The organism is Mesorhizobium sp. P2_B5 (assembly GCF_056404775.1).
The window spans coordinates 1,046,133-1,060,651 of the sequence record NZ_JBFUDJ010000002.1; the positions used below are offsets into that span (position 1 = coordinate 1,046,133).

A 14,519-nucleotide genomic window follows, 5' to 3' on the forward strand; every position below is an offset into this window, starting at 1 on the left:
CCGAATGGGCTATTTGGGAAAGTGCTTTCACCGCGCCTTTGCCGGTTCAGTGCTGTTTACTGACAAAGTTTCAATTGTTGGTGGCGTTCTCGCTCCTGCGATATTCTTTGCGCGCGGCGAGGCAATGGACGCCGCTTATCAAGGTTATCTCGCATGGACGATTCTGGCGGTGGTCGGCGGTGGTATTGCACTTCGGTTGGTGACCGCGCCGTATTTTATTTGGAGGGATGATCAAAAGGAAATTTCTAGGCTTCGCGAGGAGATAGCGGATACCTCGCGCAAGAGGCGCCAATTCTTCGAAGAGACTTTCCTCCAGGATCGAGCCGACCTAGCCCGTCAATTGACTCACTATGCCATGGTCAATGCACCGATGGACGCGTTCTCCAATTTCGACGCGGATGCGCATCTGAACGAAATGACACGCAAGGCCGTCATACAATTGGGGGATCCAAACTTCCGTGTTTATTGGGAAACTTTCTGTTTCGCGTTTCGAAATCTCGTGCGAGGGGCGAAGTTCGCCAAGGACAATGCAGCTCGCCTTACGGACGAACAAATGCAAATTTTGCGCGACCGATTCGATTATGATTTCGGCGCCATGAAAGCAGGCTCAACGGCCCTGATATTCATTTTAACCGAAAATCATGATCACAATAAAGTATATGTAGAAATCCTTGAGGGACTGAACACTAAATACCCACACGTCCAATTTGATGACGTAGCCGCTAGTTTGTGGACACTGCCTGGGCTCCAATCGCTTCCAGACGCTGACGAAAAGAAAACGCTGTAACTCCTCACCCCACCGCCACACACTCGATCTCGATATCGAACTCCATCGGCCATGACGCCACCGGCACGAAGGTGCGCGAGGGCGGGTTTTCGGGGAAGTGCCTGGCATAGACGCGGTTGATGGCGCTATAGAAGCCGGCATTGGCGGCGTAGATGCGCACCATCAGCACGTTCTCCAGCGAGCTTCCCGCCGCTTGCAGGCAATGGCGCAGCGCCTTCAGTGACGCCTCGGTCTGCACCTCGATGTCGCCCTTGACCAGTTTGCCGGTCGTGAGATCGAGCGGCGGAGTGCCGGAGACGAAGACCAGCCCCGCGCCCTTGGTCACCAGCGACAGCGGCACCCCCAGCGCCCGCACCGCCGCCGACAGCACCGGCACTTCGACGATTTCCTTGGTCATGACGATCCTCCGTGGGTTTGGGGCGAACTTACTTTGCTCCAGGCTGAACGCCAGCGCCGACGCTCGGTTTTGGTTAGAGAAAACCAATGAACCGCCCGGCGAAAAGCACGGAAGTCCACAAGACGAGCGAGAGCATCGCCAGGATGGCGCCGCCGGTCGGCTCGTCACCGCCTGTTCCGCGGGAGAAGCGCATGAAGGCGAGGAAGTTGACGCCGGCGAGCAGGATGAGTGCCATCTTGGCGAGGAAAATCGGCATCGCGGCATAGGTGGTCGCCTTGACTGAAAACAGCAGCGAGCCGGTGACAAGGGCGCCGGCGAACGCGCCTGACGCGGTGCGGCGCAGCAGCGCGACGAACGCCGCGTATGGCAGCGAGCGGAAGGCGCCGCAGATCCTGAGATCCATGAGCATGACGCTGGTCAGCAGCGCGCCGATCGACAGTATGTGGAGCGCGTTGACAATGGGGTAGGCAATGAAGGATGCCTTCAGCCAGCGCGCCACTGCAAGTTGCTCGATGCCGGCGAGGAACTCGGCCATTCAAGCCGGCGGTACGCGGTCGGGATAGACATCATATGTCTTGCCGTTGACGATGATGCGGACCGCTTTCATACGCTTTTCGGCCTGATCGACCGAGCGGTTGCCGATCGCAGTCACCTCGTCGCCGACCTTGGCAACCGCCTCTGTGAAGCCGGCGGCGATCGTGCGGGACGGCGGCGCCATCTCCACCCGCCAGGCCTCTCCCTCCGCGTCGACATCCAGCGTGGCGTGCGGATTGCCGATATAGATGGCCTTGATCGTGCCTCTGAGTTCGAAAAACCCGTCCTGCGTCCACGACCAGCCGTGATGGGCATAGGCTGCGGTGCCGGCGGCAAGGATCGCCGCCGCTGCCAGCGCGACGCTGCGAATGCCCTTGAAAGGTGACCGCATTGTTCGTCTCCTCCATTCATCCAGCAGGCGTCAGAGAGTAGGTCGCGGCGCGGCAACGTCAAATCACATCGGGCCCCTGGCTTGCGAGACGTTCGATTTTCCGGCTTCCGCCCGATCAATCGCCGGCATGAACGATCCGGCCTTGCTAATGACATCCATGCGCGGCACTCTCGCCCCTCCTGGCCGCTCATCCCCGGATGAAGGTCGGACTCACATCTGAACGAGGCAAACCATGAGCAGCATGAGAGACCGCCAGGAAGGCTTCGAGAAGAAGTTTGCCATGGACGAGGAATCGAAATTCAAGGCCATGGCGCGCCGCAACAAGCTGCTCGGCCTGTGGGCCGCCGAAAAACTCGGCAAATCGGGTGCGGACGCCGACGCCTATGCCAAAGAGGTGGTGCGTTCAGACTTCGAAGAGGCTGGCGACGACGATGTGTTCCGCAGGGTGCGCGCCGATTTCGATGCGGCAGGCATCGCCCAGTCGGATTCTGAGCTTCGCCGAGCCATGGACGAACTGCTGGTGACCGCGGTCGAGCAGATCAGGACGATCTAAGCTCCGCTCACCCCTGCCCCGGATACGGCGTGCCATCCTTGTGCAGGAACCGTCCATCTGAACTCGGGCTCATCATGTCGATGTCGGAGCAGGTTATCACATCGTCTAGAGAGCGCGAGCCGACTTCGAGGTAGCGCGCTGTCATCGTCGAGCGATTGATCATGTGATGGCCGTTGCCGCTGTTCTTCGCGAAGGTCGCACAGTCGCCTGCGCGCAGCAGCGTCTCGCCGCCATCCTCGACCAGCACCAGTTCGCCTTCCAGCACATAGACGAGCTCGTCCTCATGGCTGTGCCAATGGCGCTGGCTCGACCAGCGCCCGCACCGCCGCCGACAGCACCGGCACTTCGATGATTTGTTTGGTCATGACGATCCTCCTTCGTGGGTTTGCGGCGAGCTTATCGCGGCGCCGGCGGAACGTCAGCGCCCGGCATTGTCGTCCGGGCGCTCAGTGAGCGCCGGAAAGCCGCCTACCCTCGCCCTACGGGCGATCGCATATGGCGGCGCCTGCCCCCTCTCCGTCCGCTACGCGGCCACCTCTCCCCCACTTTGTGGGGGCGAGGAACCCAAGCTTTCAAAGGCCGCGACCTCAGCGATTAGCGTTTCCTCGCCCCCATGAAATGGGGGAGAGGTGGCTCGGCGAAGCCGAGACGGAGAGGGGGAGCGCCATCGGCGACTGCCCTACCCCTGCCCCGGATACGGCGTCCCATCCTTGTGCAGGAACCTGCCGTCCGAACTCGGGCTCATCATGTCGATGTCGGAACAGGTGATGACATCGTCAGGATTGCGCGAACCGACTTCGAGGTAGCGCGCCGTCGTCGATGACCGGTTGATCATGTGATGGCCGTTGCCGCTGTTCTTCGCAAAGGTCGCGCAGTCGCCTGCCCTGAGCACCATCTCGCCGCCATCCTCGACCAGCACCAGTTCGCCTTCCAGCACATAGACGAGCTCGTCCTCATGGCTGTGCCAGTGGCGCTGGCTCGACCAGCCGCCGGGCGGCAGGGTCATCAGGTTGACGCCGAAGTCGGTGAGGCCGCCGGCATCGCCGAGGCGCTTGCGCGTGCGGTCGGCGCAAGGGGCGTCGAAGGGCGCGGGGTAGCCGGAGCCTTTGCGGACAGGCACGGTGGACAGGTCGATCTTGGGCATTCACTCCTCCTCGATTCCGCATCGAATCTACGTCACAATCGCCCGCGCACAGGGCGGGCCAACAGATGTCAGCGCTGCCCCTCATCTGCCTGCCGGCATCTTCTCCCCGTATAGTGACGGGGAGAAGGGGCTTGGCCGCAGCGCCGGGACGCTTTCTGCAACGCTGGTGATTGGCGAAACCATCGGCGCAGGCTTCTTTCTCCCCGTCACTATACGGGGAGAAATGCCCGGCAGGGCAATGAGGGGCGGCGCCGGCGCCTAGTGAGCTGAAACGATGCCGGGGCAGGAGCGCCCCGCGCCACCCTCAATGACAACACCCATACTGCAGCTGTTCGTGCCAATCCGGCCGGCCCTCCGGCGTAAAATCCATCAAATTCCACAGGATCTCGCAGGTCCCGATGGCGCGCGGGTCCTGGCCGGGATCTGTCGGCGCGAAGCCGAGCTCCGACGACCAGAAATGCCTGATCCCGTCGGCATCGCGATGAAACACCGACATCAGCGGCAGTTGCGCACCGTCATCGGCCTCGGCGTGGTAATCGCGCTTGAAGGTATTGCCGGCTGAGGAAACGAGCCGGATGTTCCTCCAGCCGCGATCGCGGCCGAGCGCAACCATGTTTTCCAGCGCGGTCTTGCCGACCGCGGCGAAATTGAAGCCGGCGCCTTCGAGATGGCCGACGGCGCCGTCGAGCTGATCGAGCAGCGCCGTGCAGGATGGGCACGGCTGGTCCTGCCTTGCCAGCTTCGCGGTCTCGCCGCTGGCCGCCACATCGCGCTTTTCCTGCGGATGGCGCGGAAACATCATGTTGTAGAGGATCAGCGAATCCTGGCCCGGCGCGAACAGCTCCGACAGTTTTATCCGCGCCGGCTTGCCGTCAGGGCCAAGCCCGTCGAAGACATAGTCCTGCGGCACCAGCCCGCCTGGCGGCAAAGCGCGCCTGGCGACAGCCACGGCCTCCATGGCGCGGCGCAGTTCGATTTCCCTTTGCAGGAGTTTTTCACGCGCGGTGCGATATCTAGCGGATTCGTTGGGGAAGGTGATCATGATCGTCTCCTTGGCCATTGCGCCGGCGTCCCGGTGCGGATTGCTCTACGACCCAAGGACGAGCCAACTCGACTGGTTCCGACATTCTTGATCCGGGAAACGAGCCCACCTTGCCGTATTCTTCCCGTCAGCTAGATCTCCGGGGATCAGGGAGCACACATGCGCGAGCAAAACACCGAAGAGATCGACCTGCGCTGTCCGCAGATCGTCGCAGATAACGCCGCCAAGGGGCTGAGGCTGCGCAAGCAGTTCGGGCGCGGCGGCACCGAGATCGGCGTCGCCCGCGCCACCGAACTGAAGAACCGCGAAAAGCTGGCGCCATCCACCATCCGCCGCATGGTCAGCTATTTCGCCCGCCACGAGGTCGACAAGCGCGGCAAGAATTACGGCAATGAAGACAATCCGTCGGCAGGCACCATCGCCTGGCTGCTGTGGGGCGGCGACGAGGGCCGCGCCTGGGCGCTCGATCTCAAGAAGAAGATCGGCAATGCACCTGATATCTGAAGGATAGTTGTAAACGACTGGCGGGCCCCAAACCCCCGCCTGGGACCCGCCAAGGAGTGGCTGAACACATGCCGGTGCAGCCCCTCCACATCTGCCAGTCGTCGATCCGCCATCGGCCGAAAGGCATGGATGGTGAGGTAGCACCCGGTTGCAGCGGCCTATGTGAAGCAGTTCACAATCCGGAGGTTTTCAACAGCCGCTTTAGCCTTCCCAAGGGACTTGAATCATTCCCAGCCGCTCGTAGAGCCTGAGCGCTGCGGCGTTCTCGACCGTGTTGGTCTTGAGGTCGACATGGGGGGCGCCGCGATCGCGAAAGGCGTTGAAAGCCTGCCACATCAGCGCTTCGCCAATGCCTTTGCCGCGCGCCTCGGGGTGAACGGCGAGGTCCTTGACGAAGGCCCTCGTCCAGCACAGCGCTGCCGCCGCCAGCCGTCCTTTGGCGTCGATGACCAGGAAACACAGCGCCGGGTCGAATTCGGCATCACCTGAGATACGCGGCCACCATTCGTCGAATGGGCCATCGGTGCCGTCATCGAACACCTCGCTCAGCAGCGCATGCAGGGGTTGCGCGTCGCCATGTTCGAAGCAGCGCATGGCAAAGCCGTCCGGCCAGTGCGGTGCAACGAGTGTCTCGTCGAGGATCTTGCGCAGCCGGATGTCGTTTGGAGCCGGCGGCCGCGGTTCAGGCATGGCGCTCAGGCGTCGGGCTGCAGCCGGCGGCGCTTGCGGTCGACACCGAGGCCGGTGACCTCGAGCAGGCCTTTGCGCTTGGCGTCGAAATAATAGCCGGTCTGGTAGAGCCAATCGGCCTTCTTGGCGTTGCCGTCGGCACACAGCCAGGCGCCGCGCAGATATTTGACCGCGTATTTCAGATTGGTCTCGGCGTCGAACAGGCCCTTGGCCGGCCCGTCATAGCCCATGCCGCGCGCCGTCGCGTGCTTGATCTGCATCAGGCCCCAATGGCCGTTATTGTAGGCCTTGGGATTGTAGGTGCTTTCGCGGTTGACGACATGGCGCACCAGATCGACCGGCACCTCGTAGAGTGCGGCGTATTTCTGGATCAGCTGGTCGATGTCGCCGCGCATGCCGGTGGCGTGCTCTTCTGCCGGCGCGGGGTTGAGCGGCGCGGCGGGGAACTGCACCAGGGCAGCCGGATTCTGCGGCCCGACATAGGCCACCTGCTGCACGCCGGGCAAGGTTTTCTGACCGCCCTTGGCGGTGGCCGGCATGACCAGCCCGGCGGTCGTGTATGTCTCAGCCGTGACCGGCTGCCCGGCTTTGGCAGGCGCAGGCGCCTGCCAGGCATTGGCGGTCATTGCGGCGGGCATGGCTGCCACGGTCGGCGTCGCGCCGGCAAAAGCCGCGGTTGCAACAACCGGCTGCGCGGCGGCATCAAGTGCCGGCGTGGCGGGTGTCGCTTCGGCCGCCTGGACGGGTGTAACCCCTGAGGATTGCGGCAGCACCGAAACCGTGTCGGGCAGCGGCACGGTGAAGCCGGCATCGCTGCCGGCAGCGGTCGCGGTTTCAGTCAGCGCAGGCGTAGCCTTCACCTGCGAAGTCGATTGGCAGCCGCTGAGTGCAGCAGCACCGACGATCACGCAGATCGCAATAAGGTTGAATTTTGCTGGCAAGCCGCGCGGGTCCGGTTTGTCGGGTTGTTAAGAAGTCCTTACACCAGCGATTCCTGGTGAGCAATCGGGGCTATCCGGTGGTTTTCGGGTGGCAAGAGCTGGGCCCAGATGCCATATTGTTCTGCATATGTACCGGTCGGTATGCCGGTTTTCGCCACTTTGCGGAAAGGAGCGCATCATGGAAACGGCATCTTCGATCACAGCCGGCCACGCAGTGTTAGAAACAGTGATCGGCTTCATGGGCATCGCCTGGAGCGAAAAGGGCCTGATCCGGCTCTGCCTGCCCGAAAAGAGCCGCGAAGCGGTGGAGCGCCGGCTGATGCGCCATGCCGGTGTTGCCGCCAATACCGAGCAGCCGCAATGGGTCGTCGAGCTCATCGCCTCGATCAAAGCCTATGCCTCGGGCGAGGACGTCGATTTCTCCGGCGTGCCGGTTGATTTGGACGGCGTCGACGACTTCCGCCTCGCCATCTACGACGCGGCGCGAAAACTCCACTATGGCGAAACAACCACCTATGGCGAACTGGCCAAGCGCGCGGGCCAACCCGGCCTGCCGCGTGAAACCGGAGCAGCGCTCGGCGCCAATCCCGTGCCGCTGGTCATCCCCTGCCACCGCATCCTGGCCGCGGGCGGCAAGATCGGCGGCTTCTCCGCGCCCGGCGGCTCGGCCACCAAGGAAAAGATGCTGGCCATGGAAGGCGTGCGCGTCGGCCCGCCACCGCCGGCCCAGGTGTCGTTCGGGTTCTGAAAAATMAGAACCCGAACCACTTAGTGGCGCCGCAGGAACCGCCGGTGGAAATGGTCGTTCTCGATCCGCTTGCAGAGATAGACCGGGCAGGATTCGGTATCGGTGCTCGGCACATAGGCGCGTTTCCTGACCTCGCCGATGTTGCAGAATTGCTGGCTCTGCACGTAGCGGTCGAAGAGCGGCAGCCCCGGCACGCGCCTGGACTGATAGCGCAGGATCACCGCGCCCTGGCGGGCGATCGTGCCCTGCACCCTGTCGCAGCTCATACGAGTGGGGTCGTAGCGCGAAATCGCTTGCGCTTCGGCGGCCGCCAGCGTCAGGCAGACAGCCAGCAGAATGGTTTTCACGACGGTTTTCATGGTTGTCTCCCAAAACCGGACTAACGCCGTGGGGCGCCCCGATCTTCCCGATTGCTCAACGCTTTCATGCGATTGGGGCGGCCTTTGGGCGGCGCCGCGGCGGCGCCATTTTTCGACCCATCTTGTTTTTGGTGCAAAACCCGCCTATATCAGGTCCATTGATATTTCGGCCGATCGATCCGGGCCTCGCGATCTTCGCGTTTGCTGACGTCTATCTCCAAAATCTCGATACACACCGGCTGAACCTCGGTTCGGTCAAACCAAAGCAAATGCGAGGACTATTTATATGGCAACTGGTACGGTCAAGTGGTTCAACGCCACCAAGGGCTTCGGCTTCATTCAGCCTGATTCGGGCGGCGCGGACGTTTTCGTCCATATCTCCGCTGTCGAGCGCGCTGGACTGTCGACCCTGGTCGAAGGCCAGAAAATCAACTTCGAGATCGAGCAGGACCGCCGCACTGGCAAGTCGTCCGCTGGTTCTCTGAGCAAGGCAGCCTGATTTTGCAAACAGCGCGCGCCGGACGAGAGTTCGGGGCGCGCGGCAAGTCACGGATGTACTGACAGTCGCGCGAGAAGCGCGCTGGAGTGGAAAGACCCGACCAGCTGGATCAGCAGATAGCTGCCAGCCCGGACTTAAAGCTCCCGATCAGGCTACCGAAAATGGGAAGGCGGGATTTATCCCGCCTTTTTGTTTGTCTGGGGTTCAGACAATACAGCGTCCTTCTCCCCGTTCACGGGGAGAAGTGCCCGGCAGGGCGATGAGGGGCAGCGCCGACGCGGAAGGACTGCCCCGTCACCAGACCAATTATGAAAGCCGGCGCCGCCCCTCATCTGGCTGCCGCCATCTTCTCCCCGTGAACGGGGAGAAGGACGCTCCTCATTAACGCCGCAGATGCAACGGCACCACTTTGTTGTCAGCGCCCAGCAGCGCCTCGATCGACAGCGGCTGCTGGTTGAAGATCGTACCTGCGAGCGCCGGGCGGCCAAGGTGATATCCCTGCAGCAGGTCGACACCGCCATCCAGTGCGACGCGCAGATGCACGGATTGCTCGATGCCTTCGACCAGCACCTTGGCGCCGCGATCGTGCAGCGACGAGACAAGCGGCCGGAAGAAGCGCTCGGCGGCAGTGTGGCGGCAGAATTCGGCGAACCAGCCGCCGTCGATCTTGACGATGTCCGGTTGAAGCAGGCTCATCCGCTCGGCGGTCGAATGGCCGGTACCGAAATCATCGATGGCGATGCGAACGCCGTGGCGCCGCATCTCGCGCACCAGCGGGGCCAGCACATGATCGTCGGCGGCCTGCTCGGTGATTTCGCAGACAAGCATGCCGGGGTGCAGGTCGAGATCGCCGAGATGCCGGGTCATCAGCCGGATCTCGGCCAGCGCACGCCCGAGATGATCGTTGATCATCGGGTTGTAGTTGAAGAACAGGTCGAGCCCATCGACGCCGATGTTGCGGAAATTTCTCAGATGCAGCATCCGGCACATCGTCTCGACAAACAGGCGGTCGCCCGCCGCGACGCTGTCGAAGAACACGGCCGGCGCAACCGGCATGGCAGCGCGGTGCGGTTCGATCAGCGCCTCGACGGCGACCGCGGCCAACGCGCCGCCGCGTGGCGCAAAGATTGGCTGGTAGGCGCTCTTCAACCGGAACGCGCCATAGACGCCGTATTCGATGCCGACCTCGTCGGCGAAGACCGCTTCGCCGACATCGCGCCGCCGCTCGCGCTGCCCGGTCATGGCCCGGTCCTGCGCCCGAACACCCGGCCCGGCCGCGCTGAAGCGGTTCGGCCGGCAGGCGCCTTGACTGGCTCGGCCGCCGCGGCAGGTGCCTGTGCATCCTTGCCGAAAACGCGAAAGCTGGTCGGCGCCAGTTCCGGCTTCGCCAGCACGAAACCCTGTACCATCGAGGCGCCCGATTTCTCGGCCAGTTCAAGCTGCCAGCCCTCCTCGATGCCCTCGAACACGGTGCGGATGCCTTGCTGTTCGAAGTTCGTCACCATGGTGGTCAACAGGGCGAAGCCGGCGCCTGACTCCATCAGCTGCGTGATCCAGTGCGCATCGAATTTGACGATGTCCGGCTTCAGTTCCTTGATGCGGTTGATGTCGGATTCATCGGCGCCGTAATCGTCGACAGCAATGCGGAAGCCATTGGCCCGCAGCGCCTCGACGAAGCTGTAAAGCGTTTCCTGCGACGCCGACCTCTGCTCGGTCACCTCGCACACGATGCGGCGCGGATCTATCCCCGCCTCGTGCAGCACCAGGCGCATGTCGCGCAGCGCGTTGTCGACGACGGAGCGTTCGGTGAACACCGACGGGTCGAAATTGACGAAGATCGAGGCCTCTTGTGGCAGGCAGGCGCCGGCGTTGAGCAAATGCAGCGTGCGCGTCAGCGCCTCGATATGCAGGCGGTCGCCGGCCGGACAGGTCGAGAAAAAATTCATCGGCGATTGCGGCTCGCCGTCACGAAACGGCCGGATCAACCCTTCGAACGCCACTACCGACAATTTGCCCTCTTTGAAGGCGAAGATCGGCTGGAAGGCGCTCTGCAGGGTGTAGAGGCCCCAGACACCTGAAGAGGTGCCGTCATCGTTACGAATGATGTGGGCAAGCCCGATGCTGCGCGACAAGGGTCCCTCGCTCCGCGAGACAGGCGAAATGGCTGGCGATCCTGCCGTCAAAGGTTTTAGCGGCCGTTGATGAATTTATTCTTGCCGCGGATGCGCTCTGTGGATTGCTTCACACGAACGAGGAGAAATCCCGGCGCAGGCGGTGTTCCAAAGCCGATCTTCACACCTCCTTGACCCCTGGCTCATCCGACAATGCTTGCACTTGGCGGGTTGATGCGACATGAGAAGCGCCGCAGCTGTTCCCGGCTGCGCCGACCCCTCTGGAGATATCTGGTCATGGCCTTTCTTGCCGACACCCTTTCCCGCGTGAAGCCTTCCGCCACCATCGCGGTGACGCAGAAAGCCCGCGAGCTGAAAAATGCCGGCCGTGACATTATCGGCCTCGGCGCCGGCGAACCGGATTTCGATACGCCCGACAACATCAAGAATGCGGCGATCGAGGCGATACGCCGTGGCGAGACCAAATACCCGCCGGTTTCGGGCATCGTGCCGCTGCGCGAAGCGATCGCCAAAAAGTTCAAGCGCGAGAACAATCTCGACTACAAGCCCGAGCAGACCATTGTCGGCACCGGCGGCAAGCAGATCCTGTTCAACGCTTTCATGGCGACGCTGAACCCGGGCGACGAGGTCATCATCCCCCGCCCCTACTGGGTCAGCTACCCCGAAATGGTGGCGATCTGCGGCGGCACCTCGGTGTTTGCCGACACCTCGATCGACAATGGTTTCAAGCTGACGCCGGCCGTGCTGGAAAAGGCGATCACGCCGAAGACGAAGTGGCTCTTGATGAACTCGCCCTCGAACCCGTCGGGCGCCGCCTACACGGAAGCCGAGCTGCGCGCACTGGCCGACGTGCTTTTGAAGCATCCGCATGTCTGGACGCTGACCGACGACATGTACGAGCACCTGACCTACGGCGACTTCGTCTTCAAGACCATCGCCGAAGTCGAGCCGAAGCTCTACGAGCGCACGCTAACCATGAACGGCGTCTCGAAAGCCTATGCCATGACGGGCTGGCGCATCGGCTATGCTGCGGGTCCGGTGCAGCTGATCAAGGCGATGGACATGATCCAGGGCCAGCAGACCTCCGGCGCCTGCACCATCGCGCAGTGGGCCTCGGTCGAGGCACTCAACGGTCCGCAGGATTTCGTCGCCAAGAACAAGGCGATTTTTCAAGGGAGGCGCGATCTCGTCGTGTCGATGCTCAACCAGGCGCGCGGCATAAGCTGCCCGTCGCCGGAAGGCGCTTTCTATGTCTATCCGTCCTGCGCCGAGCTGATCGGCAAGAAGACCAAGGCCGGCAAGGTGATCGACACCGACGAGGCCTTCTGCTCCGAACTGCTCGAAGCCGAGGGTGTCGCGGTGGTGTTCGGCTCGGCCTTCGGCCTCGGCCCCAACTTCCGCATCTCCTACGCCACGTCGGAGACGCTGCTGGAGGAAGCCTGCACGCGCATCCAGCGCTTTACGGCATCGCTGACCTGATCAGGCCAGCCTGAAACAGAAAAACCCGGCGTCACCGCCGGGTTTATTGGCGCCTTACGCCTCTTGCTCCAGCATCGCCGGCCGGTGGCGAAGAGTTCGTGCGTCCCGCTTTCGCCCGCGATGCGCTCAGCCGCCATATTGTTCAGGGGTTACCGCTTCCATCCAATCGGCATGGACGCCGTCCAGCGCCTCTTGCATGGCGACATGGGTCATCGTCGTCTTCGGACCTGCGCCGTGCCAGTGCTTTTCGCCGGGTTCGAACGAGATGACGTCACCGGCCCTGATCTCCTGGATCGGCCCGCCCCATGTCTGCGCCAGGCCGGCGCCCGCGGTGACATAGAGCGTCTGGCCGAGCGGGTGCGTGTGCCAGTGGGTGCGCGCGCCGGGCTCGAAGCTGACCAGCGTGGCGCGCAGCCGCGCCGGCGCTTGCCTCTCGATGATCGGCGTCTGCAGCACGCGGCCGGTGAAATACTTGTCCGGGGCGATGATGGTCGGCACGCTGCCGCAGGCAATGATCTTCATCTGGCGATCCTCAATCCGGCAAACCGTGCCCCTTGCCTACCACCCCAGCCGCGGCCAGAACAGGCCGGCACGCCCCCGATAGGCCTTGTACGAGTCGGCAAGCGGTGTACGCGAAAATTTCTTCTCTTCGTCGAGCGCGGCAAACACATAAAGGATGGCGATCCCGGCGACCGGCACCACCGCCCAGATCGACCACGTCGCGATCCCCCATCCGATCCAGAAGATGATGTAGGACGTATAGAACGGGTGGCGGACATAGCCGTAAGGGCCGTCGGTCAGCAGGCTGTGGGGATCGTCGGGCGCGAAGATGAAGCGTAGCCGCGCCTTGCGCGACGTGGCAATCGCCCACCAGAACAGGGCAGAGCTCGCCAGTTCGACGGCAAGTCCGGTGAGCTTTGCCGAAACCGGCTGCGATTGGGTCCACAGTATGGCGAGAAAGAACAGCGCAGTGGCGATGACCGCCGCCGATATCGCCATGGCGCCTGGAGACATGGCCTGCAGTTGGAAATGCGCCCGCATCGACCAAACATACTGGCCAATCGTCGCGATGCTGCAGATCGAGACAAGAAGATCGAGAACTGGTTCCATTGTCGGGATTCCGCGGTGGTTGCCATGGAGCCGGTGGGCGCGCCGATGGTCGATTTCTAGAAATCCTTTCTTAACCACATGTTTAAAGAACATATAGAGCCCGCGATGCGATGTTGGCCTTCAGGCAAATCTGAAGGTCTAATCCAGCATGAGCATCACTGACCGCACCATCCGCACGCCGCAGGCCGATTTGCGGCTCAGCCAGTCGTCGGGATCCGGCATGCCCATCGTCATGATCCATGGCTCGGGCAGTTCGCGCGCCGTGTTTGCCCGTCAGTTCGACAGTCCGCTCGCCGATGCCCATCGGCTGATCGCCTTCGATCTTCCCGGCCATGGCGAGTCATCGGATGCCCGCGACCCGGCAACCGCCTACACGATTACCGGTCTCGCCCAGACCACAGCCCGCCTTCTCGATTCGCTGGGCATCGACCGCGCCATCATCTTTGGCTGGTCGCTCGGCGGCCATGTGGCGATCGAACTCGCCAGCTTTCACCACGCGGTGAACGGCCTGGTTCTGACCGGGGCGCCGCCGGTGTCGAGGGGACCGCTCGGCATGCTGCGCGGCTTTCACGCCAATTGGGACATGCTGCTCACCTCCAAGAAGGTCTACTCCGAACGCGACATCGAGCGCTTTGAGGCGCTTTGCTTCGGCGACACCGCCAGTCCGTCGTTCCGTGAAGCCATAAGGCGCACCGACGGCAGGCTGCGCGCCGGCGTGGCGCGCAGCATGTTTGCCGGCAAGGGCGCCGACCAGAAACAGGTGGTCGAACACGCCCCGTTCCCGGTCGCGGTGATCAATGGAGAGCATGATCCGCTGGTGCGGCTGAGCTACTTCGAGACGGTGGCCTATGCCTCGCTGTGGGAACAGTGCCATGTCATCCCGGACGCCGGCCATGCACCTTTCTGGGAGCGCCCAAACCTGTTCAACCCGCTGTTGTCGCGCTACGCCGAAACGGTGGTGAAGCAGAGTGCAGCCACGCCGGCGCGGCGAAGCCAGGGCCGCTGAAAACCTCCCGACAAGTTTTCTAATCCCGCTTCCCGCCCTCTCCGCCTGACGGCGGCGCACGCCGATTTCTATTTTCCTTGCCCTGCCGCCTAACCCGTGGGACGATGGGTTTGGGCAGGTGGCTAAATGAAAACAACCCCGCCCGCGACGGTCGAACAGGCCGGCCGCCGCTCAAAACAGGGTGCGATCGGCGCAAAACCGTT

Annotated in this window: 19 protein-coding genes and 1 pseudogene; 7 read left to right on the forward strand and 13 right to left on the reverse strand. The window is 62.8% G+C overall.

Features of this window, described 5'->3' with window-relative positions:
* Positions 1 to 4: 4 nt before the first annotated feature.
* Positions 5 to 787: a hypothetical protein gene (locus AC1D1N_RS11455; RefSeq protein ID WP_477348619.1), complete on the forward strand. Its 783-nt coding sequence runs from the start codon at positions 5 to 7 to the stop codon at positions 785 to 787.
* A 4-nt stretch (positions 788 to 791) separates the two neighbouring features.
* Here AC1D1N_RS11455 and AC1D1N_RS11460 read toward each other — a convergent pair whose 3' ends face one another.
* From AC1D1N_RS11460 to AC1D1N_RS11470, 3 genes are all read right to left on the reverse strand, one after another.
* Complete coding sequence (locus tag AC1D1N_RS11460; RefSeq protein ID WP_477348621.1) at positions 792 to 1,184, reverse strand: RidA family protein; 393 nt, start codon at positions 1,182 to 1,184, stop codon at positions 792 to 794.
* 73 nt (positions 1,185 to 1,257) lie between these two features.
* Positions 1,258 to 1,719 (reverse strand): DUF6644 family protein, encoded by a 462-nt coding sequence (locus tag AC1D1N_RS11465; RefSeq protein WP_477348623.1) that lies wholly within the window; start codon positions 1,717 to 1,719, stop codon positions 1,258 to 1,260.
* Positions 1,720 to 2,109 carry a DUF6152 family protein gene (locus tag AC1D1N_RS11470; RefSeq protein WP_112560976.1) on the reverse strand — a complete coding sequence of 130 codons (390 nt, stop codon included), beginning with the start codon at positions 2,107 to 2,109 and terminating at the stop codon, positions 1,720 to 1,722. It lies immediately after the preceding gene.
* 232 nt (positions 2,110 to 2,341) lie between these two features.
* On the opposite strand from AC1D1N_RS11470, the gene AC1D1N_RS11475 reads away from it, so the two are divergent.
* On the forward strand, positions 2,342 to 2,662 hold the full coding sequence (locus AC1D1N_RS11475) for a DUF1476 domain-containing protein (RefSeq protein ID WP_477348625.1): 321 nt from the start codon (positions 2,342 to 2,344) through the stop codon (positions 2,660 to 2,662).
* Positions 2,663 to 2,669: 7 nt separating this feature from the next.
* Here AC1D1N_RS11475 and AC1D1N_RS11480 read toward each other — a convergent pair.
* The 3 genes and pseudogenes from AC1D1N_RS11480 to AC1D1N_RS11490 all read right to left on the reverse strand — a co-directional run.
* Positions 2,670 to 2,981, reverse strand: a pseudogene (locus tag AC1D1N_RS11480) (cupin domain-containing protein); the annotation flags it as partial.
* Positions 2,982 to 3,341: 360 nt separating this feature from the next.
* Entirely contained in the window at positions 3,342 to 3,806 is a 465-nt protein-coding gene (locus AC1D1N_RS11485) for a cupin domain-containing protein (RefSeq protein ID WP_477348627.1), read from the reverse strand.
* 304 nt (positions 3,807 to 4,110) lie between these two features.
* Positions 4,111 to 4,848 carry a DUF899 family protein gene (locus AC1D1N_RS11490; RefSeq protein ID WP_477348873.1) on the reverse strand — a complete coding sequence of 246 codons (738 nt, stop codon included), beginning with the start codon at positions 4,846 to 4,848 and terminating at the stop codon, positions 4,111 to 4,113.
* 159 nt (positions 4,849 to 5,007) lie between these two features.
* On the opposite strand from AC1D1N_RS11490, the gene AC1D1N_RS11495 reads away from it, so the two are divergent.
* Positions 5,008 to 5,352 carry a hypothetical protein gene (locus AC1D1N_RS11495; protein ID WP_477348628.1) on the forward strand — a complete coding sequence of 115 codons (345 nt, stop codon included), beginning with the start codon at positions 5,008 to 5,010 and terminating at the stop codon, positions 5,350 to 5,352.
* Positions 5,353 to 5,553: 201 nt separating this feature from the next.
* Here the strand turns inward: AC1D1N_RS11495 and AC1D1N_RS11500 are convergent, their stop codons facing one another.
* Together AC1D1N_RS11500 and AC1D1N_RS11505 are read right to left on the reverse strand one after the other, a co-directional pair.
* Positions 5,554 to 6,042 carry a GNAT family N-acetyltransferase gene (locus AC1D1N_RS11500; RefSeq protein WP_352556480.1) on the reverse strand — a complete coding sequence of 163 codons (489 nt, stop codon included), beginning with the start codon at positions 6,040 to 6,042 and terminating at the stop codon, positions 5,554 to 5,556.
* Positions 6,043 to 6,047: 5 nt separating this feature from the next.
* Positions 6,048 to 6,983: a transglycosylase SLT domain-containing protein gene (locus AC1D1N_RS11505; protein ID WP_477348630.1), complete on the reverse strand. Its 936-nt coding sequence runs from the start codon at positions 6,981 to 6,983 to the stop codon at positions 6,048 to 6,050.
* A gap of 178 nt (positions 6,984 to 7,161) precedes the next feature.
* On the opposite strand from AC1D1N_RS11505, the gene AC1D1N_RS11510 reads away from it, so the two are divergent.
* Positions 7,162 to 7,731: a methylated-DNA--[protein]-cysteine S-methyltransferase gene (locus AC1D1N_RS11510; protein WP_477348632.1), complete on the forward strand. Its 570-nt coding sequence runs from the start codon at positions 7,162 to 7,164 to the stop codon at positions 7,729 to 7,731.
* Between the two features lie 20 nt (positions 7,732 to 7,751).
* Here AC1D1N_RS11510 and AC1D1N_RS11515 read toward each other — a convergent pair whose 3' ends face one another.
* On the reverse strand, positions 7,752 to 8,078 hold the full coding sequence (locus AC1D1N_RS11515) for a hypothetical protein (protein ID WP_477348875.1): 327 nt from the start codon (positions 8,076 to 8,078) through the stop codon (positions 7,752 to 7,754).
* A 298-nt stretch (positions 8,079 to 8,376) separates the two neighbouring features.
* On the opposite strand from AC1D1N_RS11515, the gene AC1D1N_RS11520 reads away from it, so the two are divergent.
* On the forward strand, positions 8,377 to 8,589 hold the full coding sequence (locus AC1D1N_RS11520) for a cold-shock protein (RefSeq protein WP_015316174.1): 213 nt from the start codon (positions 8,377 to 8,379) through the stop codon (positions 8,587 to 8,589).
* A 381-nt stretch (positions 8,590 to 8,970) separates the two neighbouring features.
* On the opposite strand, the gene AC1D1N_RS11525 is transcribed toward AC1D1N_RS11520, so the two are convergent.
* Together AC1D1N_RS11525 and AC1D1N_RS11530 are read right to left on the reverse strand one after the other, a co-directional pair.
* The gene (locus tag AC1D1N_RS11525) at positions 8,971 to 9,831 is read right to left on the reverse strand and encodes an EAL domain-containing protein (RefSeq protein ID WP_477348633.1); all 861 of its coding nucleotides are present in this window, start codon (positions 9,829 to 9,831) and stop codon (positions 8,971 to 8,973) included.
* Positions 9,828 to 10,721: an EAL domain-containing protein gene (locus AC1D1N_RS11530; RefSeq protein ID WP_477348634.1), complete on the reverse strand. Its 894-nt coding sequence runs from the start codon at positions 10,719 to 10,721 to the stop codon at positions 9,828 to 9,830. Before AC1D1N_RS11530 ends, AC1D1N_RS11525 begins: the two co-directional genes overlap by 4 nt.
* A 276-nt stretch (positions 10,722 to 10,997) precedes the next feature.
* Here AC1D1N_RS11530 and AC1D1N_RS11535 point away from each other — a divergent pair, with 276 nt between their 5' ends.
* Complete coding sequence (locus AC1D1N_RS11535; RefSeq protein ID WP_477348635.1) at positions 10,998 to 12,200, forward strand: pyridoxal phosphate-dependent aminotransferase; 1,203 nt, start codon at positions 10,998 to 11,000, stop codon at positions 12,198 to 12,200.
* 126 nt (positions 12,201 to 12,326) lie between these two features.
* Here the strand turns inward: AC1D1N_RS11535 and AC1D1N_RS11540 are convergent, their stop codons facing one another.
* Entirely contained in the window at positions 12,327 to 12,722 is a 396-nt protein-coding gene (locus AC1D1N_RS11540) for a (R)-mandelonitrile lyase (protein WP_477348636.1), read from the reverse strand.
* A gap of 36 nt (positions 12,723 to 12,758) precedes the next feature.
* Positions 12,759 to 13,310, reverse strand: coding sequence for a methyltransferase family protein (locus AC1D1N_RS11545; RefSeq protein ID WP_477348638.1), 552 nt, complete (start codon positions 13,308 to 13,310; stop codon positions 12,759 to 12,761).
* Positions 13,311 to 13,458: 148 nt separating this feature from the next.
* Here AC1D1N_RS11545 and AC1D1N_RS11550 point away from each other — a divergent pair, with 148 nt between their 5' ends.
* The gene (locus AC1D1N_RS11550; RefSeq protein WP_112560988.1) at positions 13,459 to 14,316 is read left to right on the forward strand and encodes an alpha/beta fold hydrolase; all 858 of its coding nucleotides are present in this window, start codon (positions 13,459 to 13,461) and stop codon (positions 14,314 to 14,316) included.
* The last annotated feature ends 203 nt before the right edge of the window (positions 14,317 to 14,519 follow it).